Annotated in this window: 8 protein-coding genes and 2 pseudogenes; 6 read left to right on the top strand and 4 right to left on the bottom strand. The window is 67.9% G+C overall.

Features of this window, described 5'->3' with window-relative positions:
• The 3 genes and pseudogenes from WAX14_RS12140 to recD form a co-directional block, all read left to right on the top strand.
• Positions 1-1,012: pseudogene (locus WAX14_RS12140) on the top strand (exodeoxyribonuclease V subunit gamma); the annotation flags it as partial.
• Positions 1,012-4,350, top strand: coding sequence for a UvrD-helicase domain-containing protein (locus WAX14_RS12135; RefSeq protein WP_422628309.1), 3,339 nt, complete (start codon positions 1,012-1,014; stop codon positions 4,348-4,350). The pseudogene WAX14_RS12140 and the gene WAX14_RS12135, both read left to right, overlap by 1 nt.
• Positions 4,347-6,221 (top strand): exodeoxyribonuclease V subunit alpha, encoded by a 1,875-nt coding sequence (gene recD / locus WAX14_RS12130; RefSeq protein WP_422628308.1) that lies wholly within the window; start codon positions 4,347-4,349, stop codon positions 6,219-6,221. The genes WAX14_RS12135 and recD overlap by 4 nt, the downstream gene beginning before the upstream one ends.
• A gap of 63 nt (positions 6,222-6,284) precedes the next feature.
• Here the strand turns inward: recD and WAX14_RS12125 are convergent, their stop codons facing one another.
• Positions 6,285-7,592, bottom strand: a complete 1,308-nt coding sequence (locus tag WAX14_RS12125) for an alpha-hydroxy-acid oxidizing protein (protein ID WP_422628307.1) — start codon at positions 7,590-7,592, stop codon at positions 6,285-6,287.
• A 115-nt stretch (positions 7,593-7,707) separates the two neighbouring features.
• Between WAX14_RS12125 and WAX14_RS12120 the strand changes: the two genes are divergently transcribed.
• Together WAX14_RS12120 and WAX14_RS12115 are read left to right on the top strand one after the other, a co-directional pair.
• Positions 7,708-9,138, top strand: coding sequence for a lipase maturation factor family protein (locus WAX14_RS12120; RefSeq protein ID WP_422628306.1), 1,431 nt, complete (start codon positions 7,708-7,710; stop codon positions 9,136-9,138).
• Positions 9,139-9,199: 61 nt separating this feature from the next.
• Positions 9,200-9,673, top strand: a complete 474-nt coding sequence (locus WAX14_RS12115; RefSeq protein WP_422628305.1) for a VOC family protein — start codon at positions 9,200-9,202, stop codon at positions 9,671-9,673.
• A gap of 20 nt (positions 9,674-9,693) precedes the next feature.
• Here the strand turns inward: WAX14_RS12115 and WAX14_RS12110 are convergent, their stop codons facing one another.
• Positions 9,694-10,491, bottom strand: coding sequence for an MBL fold metallo-hydrolase (locus tag WAX14_RS12110; RefSeq protein ID WP_422628304.1), 798 nt, complete (start codon positions 10,489-10,491; stop codon positions 9,694-9,696).
• Positions 10,488-11,126, bottom strand: a complete 639-nt coding sequence (locus WAX14_RS12105) for an ester cyclase (RefSeq protein ID WP_422628303.1) — start codon at positions 11,124-11,126, stop codon at positions 10,488-10,490. Before WAX14_RS12105 ends, WAX14_RS12110 begins: the two co-directional genes overlap by 4 nt.
• Before the next feature lie 54 nt (positions 11,127-11,180).
• Here WAX14_RS12105 and WAX14_RS12100 point away from each other — a divergent pair, with 54 nt between their 5' ends.
• Positions 11,181-11,888 (top strand): TetR/AcrR family transcriptional regulator, encoded by a 708-nt coding sequence (locus WAX14_RS12100; RefSeq protein WP_422628302.1) that lies wholly within the window; start codon positions 11,181-11,183, stop codon positions 11,886-11,888.
• Between the two features lie 178 nt (positions 11,889-12,066).
• Here WAX14_RS12100 and WAX14_RS12095 read toward each other — a convergent pair.
• Positions 12,067-12,305: pseudogene (locus tag WAX14_RS12095) on the bottom strand (RNA polymerase subunit sigma-70); the annotation flags it as partial.

Here is a 12,305-nt window from a genome sequence, read left to right as displayed (position 1 = left end):
CGCGCGGGCCGCGGCACGACCTGATCCCGCACCGGCACATCCGGCCGGCGCGGCGTACCGGTCCCTGCGCCCCCGTCCCGTCGAGGGCGACGTCGATCTCGCCGAACTCGCGGCCTTTCTCACGCATCCCACCCAGGGATTTCTACGACAACGCCTGGGCCTGCGCATCCCCGAACTCGACGAGGACATCGCCGATACCCTCGACATCGAACTCGACGGACTTGCCCGCTGGAACATCGGCGAGCGCATGCTCGAGGCCCGCCTGTCCGGGGCCGACCCCGCCGATTTCCGCGCCGCCGAGTGGCGTCGAGGCACCCTGCCGCCGGCCGCGCTCGGCGAGCACGTCCTCGGCGACATCACCCGCACCGTCGACGAACTCGTGACGACGTGCGGACCGGTGCACATCGGTGCCGCCGGTACCGCCGATGTCGTCGTCGATCTCGGTGGCGGTCGTCGCCTCACCGGCACCGTCGGTGGCATTCACGGCACGACCATCGCGCGGAGCACCTTCTCGCGCCTGGCGCCGAAACAACGGATGACGGCCTGGATCCACCTGCTCGCGGTCGCCGCGTCCGGCCGGCCCGGCACGTGGCGGGCGGTGACTACCGGTCGTGGCCGCTTCCGTACTCCCGCATGGCGTTCCACCCTCACCGCGCCGGCCGATGCACACGATCAGCTGCTGCGACTGGTCAGTCTGCGCGATCGCGGATTGCACCGGCCGCTACCGATCGCCACCGATGCATCCGCCGAGTACGCGAACCGACGATATCGCGGCGACTCGGTCGAGATGGCACTCGAATCGGCGGGAACGGCGTTCGGTGGCGCCTTCGGTGACAGCAAGGACCGGCACCTGACGTACCTGTACGGAACGGCAGTGGGCTTGAGCGCCCTGACCGCTGCCGCACCGCTCGACGACGAACACACCTGGTTCGACGACCCGACCCGATTCGGGGTACTCGCCCGGCGTCTCTGGGAACCGTTGCTGGCCTCGGAAACCCAAGGGAGACCATGATGACTGCGCCGACCTCGTCCGCGACGGCATTCGACCTTCTCGGCCCGCTACCGCGCGGCACCACGGTGCTCGAGGCCAGTGCCGGCACCGGAAAAACCTACGCGATCGTCAGCCTGGCAACCCGGTTCGTCGCCGAAGGCCACGCCGACCTGCCGGAACTGCTGCTCGTGACATTCAGCCGCGCCGCCACGCAGGAACTGCGTGAACGCACCCGGGAGCGGTTCACCACGGTCGCGGCGGCGCTCGCCGACCCGGACACCGCGCGACGCAGCGGTGACGAGTTGATCCGACATCTCGCCACGGGCGATGCCGCCGCACACCGTGCACGGCTGCGGCAGGCCCTGTCGAACTTCGACGCCACCACCATCGCCACCACCCACGGCTTCTGTCAGCGCATGCTCGACGAACTCGGCATTGCAGGGGAGCGTGATCCCGGTGCGGTCCTCGTCGAGGACATCGGCGACCTCACCGCCGAAGTCGTCGCGGATCTGTACCTGCGTACCTACGGTCGGGCCGAGCGCGCCCCGATCACCGTGTCCGAGGCGACAGCCGCCGCGCGCGCCGCGGTCTTCGATCCGCAGGCGGCTCTCGTGCCCGAAGGCGCCGACGGCACACCGGCGGGGGAGCGGGTCGCGTTCGCTCGCGCCGTACGCGCCGAAGTCGAGCGCCGCAAACGTGCGATGGGTGTGCGCGACTTCGACGACCAGCTCGCGCTGCTACATCGGGTGCTCACGGATTCCGAGCACGGTGATGCGGCGTGCGAACGGATTCGGACGCGGTTCGCGGTGGTGCTCGTCGACGAATTTCAGGACACCGACCCGAAACAGTGGGAGATCCTGCGGAGCGCCTTCCACGGCCACACCACCCTCGTGCTCGTCGGCGACCCCAAGCAGGCGATCTACGCATTCCGCGGGGCGGAGGTCCTCAGCTATCTCGAGGCTGTCGCGGTCGCCGACAGTCACCTGGAGTTGACCACGAACTGGCGCAGCGACGGCAACCTGATCGCTGCGTTGCGTCAACTGTACGGCGGTGCCGCGCTGGGTGATTCGCGGATCATCGTGCATCCGGTCGACGCGGCGCAACCAGCGTCGCGGCTGACCGGCGCGCCTCCGATCCGGTTGCGCTACCTACCGCGGGCCGGCGCCGGACCACAGGGCAGCTCCGGATTTCCCGCGGTGGGAGCCCTGCGGCCTCGTGTCGCGCGTGACGTCGCCGCCGACATCGTGCGACTGCTCGACAGCGGCGCCACCACCCTGCACGGCCCGAGCCCGAAGCAGATCGAACCGGGCGACATTGCCGTGCTGGTGCGTACGCACACACAGGTGTCACTGGTGTACGACGCGCTCGTGCGGACCAGCGTGCCGTGCGTACTGGCCGGTGGTACCAGCGTGTTCGCGACCCCAGCCGCGCAGACATGGCTGTGGCTGCTGCACGCGCTCGAACAGCCGCACCGGTCCGACCGGGTCCGGCTGGCCGCGCTGACTCCCTTGCTCGGGTACACCGTCGACGATGTCGACGCTCGCGGCGACGAGTTGGTCGCCGAGGTCGGCGGCATACTGCGGGACTTGGCGGCGGTGTTCGTGCGGTCCGGGTTCGCGGCACTGTTCGAACGGCTCGCGGCGATCGGCGGCCTCGAGCCTCGACTGCTCGCCACCTCGACCGGCGAACGCGACCTGACCGATGTCCGGCACATCGCGCAGTTGCTCGACCGTGTTGCCGCCGAAGAGTTTCTCGGTGCGGCGGCACTGACACGGTGGCTCGAGCAGCGGATGCTCGACCCGGGTACGGGTAGCGCGGACCGCAGCCGCCGGCTCGACAGCGACGCCGCTGCCGTCCAGATACTCACCGTGCACGGCAGTAAGGGCCTCGAATTCCCGGCGGTGTACGTGCCGTTCGGATGGGATTCGGCGAAGCACCCGAATCCCGATCCGCTGCTGCTGCACGAGGACGGACGTCGCATCCTCGATGTCGGCGGCGAGGGCAGTCCCGGGTACGGGCAGCGTCGGGGCAGGCACGACGCGGAAGCCGCCGGGGAGGAACTGCGATTGCTGTACGTCGCGTTGACCCGAGCCCGGTGCCATCTTGCGCTGTGGTGGGCACCGTCCTACGGCACCGGTTCGTCGCCGTTGCACCGCATGATCGCCGGCCGTGTCGACGGAACCGCCGACCTGGCCCCGAGCATGAAGGTTCCGTCCGACGCAGTCGTCGCCGACAACTTCGCGGCGTGGTCCGAGCGTGCGGACGGACTGATCGTGACTGAGGCGGTCGGTTCCGGCCCGATTGCGGTATCGATGTGGAGTCGTGGTCGAGACCGTGACGACACCCTGGCCGTGGCCCGATTCGACCGTACTATCGACGAATACTGGTGCCGCACATCCTATTCGGCACTGACCTCTTCGGCTCACGACAATCCTGGTACGGCAGGTGAAGTCGAGGAGTCGGGTACGGGTGACGAACCGGAGGAGCCGCCCCTGGCGGCCGGCAGCGCGCAGGCGGTACCGGCGGTGCAGGTGATCGAGTCGCCCATGAACGGGCTGCCCGGCGGTGCCGTGTTCGGCACCCTCGTGCACGCGGTCCTCGAGGTCGTCGACACCGCAGCCGCCGACCTCGAGTCCGAAGTGCTCGTCCGCTGCCGCGACGTGATCGTCGCGCAGCATTCGGACGTCGATCCGGAGGCGCTGGCCGCGGCTCTGCTACCCGTGTTGCGCACCCCGCTCGGCGCACTCGGCACGACGCTCGCCGGCGTCGCACCATCGGACCGGTTGGCCGAACTCGACTTCGAGTTCCCGCTCGCCGGCGGTGACACTCCGGTCGCGACGGCCGTGACCCTCGACGCGGTCGGTGTGCTGCTGCGCAGGCACCTTCCCGCCGACGACCCGATGCTCCCTTATGCCGAGTTGGTGCGGACTCTCGATCCGATTCCGTTGCGGGGCTATCTGACCGGCAGTATCGACGCGGTGTTGCGGGTTCCCGACGCAGCGCGCGACGAGCGCAGCGGCGGGAGATGCCACTACGTGATCGTCGACTACAAGACGAACCGGCTCGCGCCCGACGAGCTGACCACCGAGCACTACACCCGTGACCGGATGGCCGCGGAGATGCTGCGTGCTCATTATCCGATGCAGGCGTTGTTGTATTCGGTTGCCCTGCACCGCTATCTGCGGTGGCGGCTGCCCGGCTACGATCCGGTGACCCATCTCGGGGGAGTGCAGTACCTCTTTGTGCGCGGCATGGTCGGACCGAATACCCCGGCTGGGGTCGGCGTATTCGACTGGACACCACCGGCTGCGCTCGTCACCGAATTATCCGACCTGCTCGCAGGAAAGGACCGATCGTGAGTGATGTCCTGGTGGCCCAACGCGGCAAAGGTGCCCTGCGGGCGTTCAACGAAGCCGGTGTCCTCGCTGCCGCCGACGTGCACGTCGCGTTGCGGTTGGCGGGCCTCGGCGGCGAACCCGACGAAGACGTCCACCTCGCCACCGCATTGGCAGTGCGGGCCGTGCGGTCGGGGTCGGTGTGTCTGGACCTGACGCGCCTGCGAGACGTCGGTGTCGACGAGGATTCCGGGGTGGTTCCGGCAGCGTTGCCGTGGCCCGACGACGATGCCGTACTCGCGGCGTTGCGCCGTAGCCCCTTGATCGCGGGATCGCCGAACGGTCCGTTGCGTCCGCTCCGGCTCGTCGATACCGATGCCGGGCCACTGTTGTACTTGGACCGCTATTTCCGGCAGGAACAGATCGTGCGGCGCGCCTTGGACGACCGTGCCCGCGACTACCCGGACATCGATGCGGATCTGCTCGCGCGTCGACTCGACGCGTTGTTCCGTGATCCGGTCGATCCGTCCCGTCCGTCGTCGGCGCCGGACCGGCAGCGGGTGGCAGCCGCACTCGCGGCTACTCACTGGACGTCGGTCATCGCCGGTGGCCCGGGTACCGGCAAGACTCATACCGTCGCACGGATTCTCGCGCTGCTCACCACCGTGCACGGACCGGGAATTCGGATCGGTCTGGCGGCGCCCACCGGCAAGGCGGCGGCTCGACTGCAGGAATCGGTGCGCGATCAGGCCGGGAACCTCGGGTTGCTCCCCGACGTCACCGCCATGACACTGCACCGGATGCTCGGCTGGCAGCGCGGACGAACTCGGTTCCGTTACCACGCGGGCAATCACCTGCCGTTCGACGCGATCGTCGTCGACGAAACCTCGATGGTGTCGCTGACGATGATGAGTCGTCTGCTCGAGGCGGTGCGTCCCGATACTCGGCTCGTGCTGGTCGGCGATCCCGACCAGCTCACTTCTGTCGACGCCGGAGCGGTTCTCGCCGATCTGGTGGCCCGGCCCGTCTCCGGCACCCCGAACCCGGTATTTCTGAACGTCGCCGCACGCGACCTCGCTGCCACCGACGACCCGGACGAAGCCGCGTTCGGTGCCGGTGAACGGGAAAGGTTGTATGGCAGCGTGGTTCGTCTCAGTCGTGGTCGACGGTTCGGTGGGGACATCGCGCGGCTCGCGGTGGCGGTGCGCGACGGCGACGCCGACGAGACGATGCGGATCCTGAACAGCGGCGTCCCTGCGGTGTCGTTCCACGACGCCGCGGACGTGGAATCTCTCCGTGATGACGTCGTCCGGTCCGCGGAGGCGGCCACCGCCGCTGCCGCCGCAGGTGATGCGGCGACGGCGCTGGCCCGGTTCGAGGCGCACCGGTTACTGTGCGCGCACCGGGAGGGTGAGTACGGGGTGCAGCGCTGGGCGCGGCAGGCGATGGAGTGGATCGGTGCCGCATCCGGACGTCGACTCGATCCGGAACGCTGGTATCCGGGGCAGCCGCTCATGGTCACCGCGAACGACCACGACCTGCGCATCTACAACGGCGACACCGGGGTTGTGGTGCGCACAGAGGACGACGCGCTCGTCGCGGCGTTCGCACGCGGCAAGGACCCGTTCCTGCTGCACCCGAGTCACTTGTCCGCGGTGCAGACCGTGTATGCGATGACGATCCACCGCAGCCAGGGCAGCCAGTACGACACCGTGTCCGTGATTCTGCCCGACCAGGAGGCGTCGCTGCTCACCCGAGAGTTGCTGTACACGGCAATCACCCGTGCCCGAAGCCACGTGCGGATCATCGGGACGGAGGGTGCCGTGCGCGCGGGTGTGGGTCGGCGTGTGCTGCGCGCGAGTGGGCTGCGCCGAACGCTCCTCACCGAGTGCTGACGTGTAGCCGCGCTCGCACACCGTTGAGTGGCGACGCTCTCACACCGTTGCGTGGCGACGCTCTCATACCGACGGGTTGGGGCGGACGAATCGCTCGTCGATGTCGTCGATCGACCGTGCTCCCGTCAATGCCATCGTGAGATCGAATTCGGCGATCACGTTGCGGATCACGTCCTCGACACCGCGTCGGCCCGCGACCGCCAGCCCGTACATGTAGGGCCGGCCGAGCAGCACTGCGTCGGCGCCGAGGGCGAGCGCGACGAACACGTCTGCGCCGCTGCGGATTCCACTGTCCAGTAGGACAGTCTGCGCCGGACCGATCGCGGCCCGAATGTCGAGGAGTACGTCGAGCGAGGCGATCGAGCCGTCGATCTGACGCCCGCCGTGATTCGACACCACGATCGCGTCGACGCCGAGATCGACGGCACGGCGCGCGTCGTCGGGATGCAGAATTCCCTTGAGCACGATCGGTAACCGGGTGCGATCGCGCAGCGTCGCCAGATGATCCCAGTTCAAACCGGGATTGGAGTAGATGTCGAGGAATGTTTCCGCGGCGGCGCGCGGCACGGGGGAGCGTAGGTTGTCGAGGAACCGGCCGGGGTGGTTGCGGGTCATCGCGAGCAATGTTCGGATCGCACCGAAGGTGACATCGGGTCGCTCGGTGACCACTTCACGCGCCGCCTCGATCCGCCGGCGCACGATGTCGCGGAAACGCGGATCGGACGTGTATTGGGCGATGCCCTCACCGCGCGCGAACGGCAGCGAACCGAGGTTCAGGTCCTGCGGACGCCATCCCAGCATCGTCGTATCGAGGGTGACGACGACGGCCTCGGCGCCGATCGTCTCGGCCCGGCGCAGGAGGCTGTCGACGAGGTTCTCGTCGGAACTCCAGTACAGCTGGAACCAACGTGGCGCGTCGCCCATCACGGCGGCGCAGTCCTCCATCGGATTGCAGCCCTGATTGGAGAAGATGTACGGCACTCCCGTCGCCGCGGCAGCCCGCGCGATCGCCAGGTCGCTGTCGGGGGCGAGCAACGCGCCCGCACCGACGGGTGCGAGCAGCAGCGGCGACGACAACGCGGTGTGCACCACGGTGGTGCCGAGGTCGCGTTCGGTGATGCCGTGCGCCATGCGCGGCACGATCGCCCACCGGTCGAAAGCGCGCCGGTTGTTGGCCATCGTGCGGCCCTCGCCCGCGCCGCCCGCGACATACGCCCAGGCACGTGCCGAACTGGCTCGCCGTGCGGCACGTTCGAGGTCGGTGAATGTGGTCGGCACGGTGGGCCGACGGCCGAGCGCACCGTCCCGGTAGACGACGCCCTGGCGTTCCCGGCCGGGGCCGACAGCGGGGGTAGCGGCAATCTCGGTCACGTGTTCTCCTTGGTGGTGGGAACCGATATTCGGTCTGTCCGGGTGGTGGGAACCTTCACCCGTGGAGGGTTCCACACATGGCCGATCGGCGGGATCCCCGAAATCGGAGACAGCGGTGGACTGGTTCGATGCGGACGGCTATACGTGGGGCCGGATGTTCTTCACTCGGGGACTCGCGGCTCTCTACCTCGTCGCGTTCCTGGTCGCGTTCAACCAGTTTCGCGCGCTGCTCGGCAGCGAGGGGCTGTTGCCGATCCCGGACTTCGTGCGGGCGGTTCCGTTCCGGCGCGCACCGAGCATCTTCCACCGCCACTACACGGATCGCTTCTTCGCGGCCGTCGCAGTGACCGGAGCTGCACTCGCCGCCGCCACCGTACTGGGTTTCACAGATCTGCTGCCGCTTCCGGCGACGATGCTCGTGTGGTTCGTGCTGTGGGCGCTGTACCTGTCGATCGTCAATGTGGGGCAGGTGTGGTATTCGTTCGGGTGGGAATCGTTGCTGCTCGAGGCCGGTGTGCTCGCGATGTTCCTGGGAAACGCTGCGACCGCACCGCCGTTCGTCGTGCTGATCTTGTTGCGGTGGCTGCTCTTCCGCCTCGAATTCGGTGCCGGCCTGATCAAGATGCGCGGCGACCGCTGCTGGCGTGACCTGACGTGCCTGTACTACCACCACGAAACGCAGCCCATGCCCGGGCCGTTGAGCTGGTACTTCCATCACTTGCCGCGGCCGCTGCACAAGGTCGAGGTCGCCGGCAACCATGTCACGCAGCTCGTCGTCCCGTTCGGCCTCTTCCTGCCGCAACCGGTCGCGGGGATCGCAGTCGCGATCATGATCGTCACCCAGTTGTGGCTGGTGGTGAGCGGAAACTTCGCGTGGTTGAACTGGATGGCGATCATCCTGGGGCTGTCGGTGATCCCGGATTCCTTTTATCGCACGGTGTCTCTTTTGGGCCCCCAGGGCAGCCACAACGACACACCGGGCATCTTCACCGCCGGCGTGCTGGCGTTGGCTGTCGTGGTGGTGGCGCTGAGCTACCAGCCGGTACGGAACATGGCGTCGGGCAAACAGAAAATGAATGCGAGCTTCAACCGGTGGCATTTCGTCAACACCTACGGCGCGTTCGGCAGCGTGACACGGGTACGGCGGGAGGTTGTCGTCGAAGGCACCTCGGACACCATCCTCGGCCCCGACACGGTGTGGAAGGAATACGAATTCAGGGGAAAACCGGGCGACGTGCGACGGCGACCCCGCCAGTTCGCGCCATACCACCTGCGTCTGGATTGGCTCATGTGGTTCGCTGGAATCTCCCAGGACTACGCGGTCCGGTGGTTCCCGCAGCTCATGACCAAACTACTGTGCGGCGACGAATGCACATTGAAGCTGTTGCGGTACAACCCTTTCCCGGATGAACCGCCGCATTTCATTCGGGCGCGACTGTTTCGCTACCGGTTCACCACACGCGCCGAACGGCAGAAGGCCGGGGCCTGGTGGGTCCGCACCCCGATCCGGGACTACTTCTCACCGGCCGAGGCACCCGACCGATGAGTTTTACTGCCCGCCCCGGTCTGTGTATTCGACGACGCAAGTACGAGACGAGGAGACGACAATGCCCAAGATCACCCCGTGGCTGTGGTTCGACATGAACGCACAGGAAGCGGCCGAGTACTACATCACGGTGTTTCCCAACTCCCGCATCCTGAACGTGACTCACTACCCCGAAGGGTCTCCTGTACCGGAGGGTACCGTCCTGACCGTCGACTTCGAACTCGACGGAACCCTGTTCGGCGGCCTCAACGGCGGTCCCGAGTTCCGGTTCAGTGAGGCCGTGTCGTTCTCGATCGACTGCGCGGACCAGGACGAGGTGGACCACTACTGGGACGCCCTGACCGCCGACGGCGGGGAGGAATCCCAGTGCGGATGGTTGAAGGACCGGTTCGGGGTGTCCTGGCAAGTGGTGCCCCGCAGACTCACCGAACTGATGTCCGATCCGGACACCGACGTCGTGCGCAGGGTCAGCGACGCGTTGATGAAAATGCACAAGATCGAGGTGCCGGTGCTCGAGGCGGCAGCCCGCGGCTGACCGTCAGACCACCTGGACCGTCAGACCACAGTGTGACGAGCCCGCGCCAGCAGGTGTGGGTCGTGCGCGTTGACGACGATCAGGTCGGGTTCGGCCGTGTTCCACAACTCGGTCAGGCGCCGATGGTTCGCGGCGACCGCGCGACGATCGGACGCCATGAACCCCTCCATCAGGGTCAGCGACCGGGGTGCGCGGCCGGTGCCGTCGACCTGAGCGCGGTGGAAGAACGCGTCTCCGGCGTGGAAGACCCACCGGTCGCCGGCGTCGACCGCGACGGCGGCGTGGCCGCGACTGTGCCCGGGCAGACCGATGAGCACGACCCCCGAGGCGATCGCGGTCAGTTCCCGCGCGGCCGCGAAGCCGCGCCACCGGTCGCCTGCAGCGACGTCGTGCCGCACCAGACGCGGATCGTGCCGCCGCTGCGACCGCAGGTAACGGCTCTTCTCGACCGGGCCGCGCGGATTCAGCGCCGCATCGGCCTCACCCGAGGTGAGGTGGATCTGTGCCCACGGGAAGTCCGCGATTCCACCGGTGTGGTCGGCATCGAAATGAGTGAGGACGATGTGCCGGACGTCCCGCGGGTCGAGTCCACGGTCTTCGATCTGCCGGATTGCGGACTCGGCCGGATCGAAGACGGGCCGGACGTAGTGCCGGCCGGGGCCGAACCGGGCGCGCGGGTCGGCGGCGTCGTGGAGTCCGAGGCCGCTGTCGACGAGGACCAGACCGTCGTCGGTTTCGAGCAGCAGGACGTGGCAGACGAGTCCGTCCGGAGTCAGCGGCGGGTGCATCGTGCCGCAGTTGAGGTGGTGGACCTTCATCCGAGAGCTCCGGGCGTTTCGCCGAGGTCTGGAGCTGTGAGGTCCGGAATTGGGGTGTCGAACAGGCGCGGGTCGGGGGCGGTGCCGGCGACCGAGAGTGCACCGACGACCGCGCGACCGAGCGTGAGCAGATCGCGGGGATTGCGCTTGTCGAGTCCGCCGAGGAGCTGTTTGAGGATGGTGAGCTGATCGAAATAGATGCGTTCGGTCACCAGGTTTTCGTTCTCGTCGAACACGAAATACGCCGTCATTCGGGTCCGGTGTTTCGAACCGGTCGGTGGGATCTTCCCCAACGGGCCGAGATGAGTTCCGAGAAGCCAGAATTCGACGACGACGGCGTCATGACTGTGCCGGAACGCGATGATCTCGTGGTCCTGGTCGGGGAAGGCGACGCGGGTGTCGGCGTAGTAGTCGCGAACCTCGTCGTCGCCGTCGTGCACGAGCATCTGCGCGATCAACTCGTAGTGCGGGTGCGGGAATGTCGACAGGGTGGCGTCCCAGTCCTGGCGGACCTCGTCGTGGAAGTGGTCGAGGACCACTTTCTCTCGCGCGCGCAGGATGCTCTCGGCGGGCAGGGTGAAGCGGCGGGACGCGTCGGACACGGTGAGCTCCTGGTGCGTGGGGATGGTCGCCATCCACAATAAATCCACAGCGTGGATTAAATCAAGGGCGTGCGGCACAATGGCCACGTGAACCCACCACCGCGACGGGGACGACCCCCGAAAGGAACGTCGAACCTCTCCCGCCCCGCGATCGTCGACGCCGCCCTCGACGTGATCGCCGCCGACGGCCTCGACGGGGTGAGCATGCGCACCGTCGCCCGCGGCCTCGGCGTCGACCCGAAGAGCCTCTACAACCACATCGACGGCAAGGATGCCCTGCTCGACGCGGTCGCCGAGCGGGTCCTCGGATCCATCACCCTCGACGCGCCGACCGGAGACCTGGGCACCGACCTCCACGCACTCGCGACCGCATTCCGGGAAGTAGCGCTGGCCCACCCCACCGCGGCCTCGCTCGTCCTCACCCGGCAACTCGCCAGCGTCGAAGGTCTCGCGCCGGTCGACGCCGCCATCGGCATCCTGCGCGCGGCAGGATGCCCACCCGCCGAATCCGTCCACCTGCTGCGCGCGGTCCTCGCCACCCTCATCGGAACACTGCTGCGCGAGACACACGCCGGCCCGACCTACGGATCGTCCGATCCCGACGAGGTCGACCGCAGGCGCGCGGCCCTCGAGAACTCCGGGCTCCCTGCCGTCGTCGACGTCGCGCCGCATCTCGCCCGCTACGACAGCAACACCGAGTTCGACTACGCGGTCGCGCTGGCCGTCGCCGCGGTCGAAACCCGCATCGCGTCCCTCGCGGACAGGTCGGCCCGGCCGGTGCGTATCGTTCCATGACCACGATGGTCGGCAGTCGCTCTCTCGCAGTCGTACCACGCCGGTGTCCGGCGTCGGCGTGTGCCGGGTCGGAGCGAATGTATCGCTCGTCTCATGCAATCGATCGGATGTACCGTTCGCTCGGAATCGGTAGCGGCGGATCGGTAGCAGCGGCCGCGGCGGATCGCAGGTCGCGGAGTCAGTCCTCGAGCACGACGTCGAGGGCCGCGACCAGATCGGGCTCGACGACCACCTCGATCGAGCAGACACGATCGTCCTCGACGACGAACACGAACACCGACCGGACCACTCCACCGGGCGCCCAGACCGCGCCGGGCATGCCGTCGACCAACGCGGGTTGTGCTGCCCGTGCACGACCGGAGAAGGCCGTCGCGACCGCATGAGCTCCGTGCAGTTCGCGCTCGAGGCCCGGCGCCC

Source organism: Rhodococcus sp. (in: high G+C Gram-positive bacteria) (assembly GCF_049299235.1).
Lineage (GTDB): Bacteria > Actinomycetota > Actinomycetes > Mycobacteriales > Mycobacteriaceae > Rhodococcus.
Note: the sequence above shows the minus strand (reverse complement) of the source record. Positions and strands in the feature narration are given on the sequence as shown.

Bases quoted from the DNA above. Each gene is read 5' to 3' on its own strand.
- WAX14_RS12115 (WP_422628305.1), top strand. From the start codon at position 9,200: ATGCCCAAGATCACCCCGTGGCTGTGGTTCGACATGAACGCACAGGAA.
- WAX14_RS12105 (WP_422628303.1), bottom strand. From the start codon at position 11,126: ATGGCGACCATCCCCACGCACCAGGAGCTCACCGTGTCCGACGCGTCC.
- WAX14_RS12135 (WP_422628309.1), top strand. From the start codon at position 1,012: ATGACTGCGCCGACCTCGTCCGCGACGGCATTCGACCTTCTCGGCCCG.
- WAX14_RS12110 (WP_422628304.1), bottom strand. From the start codon at position 10,491: ATGAAGGTCCACCACCTCAACTGCGGCACGATGCACCCGCCGCTGACT.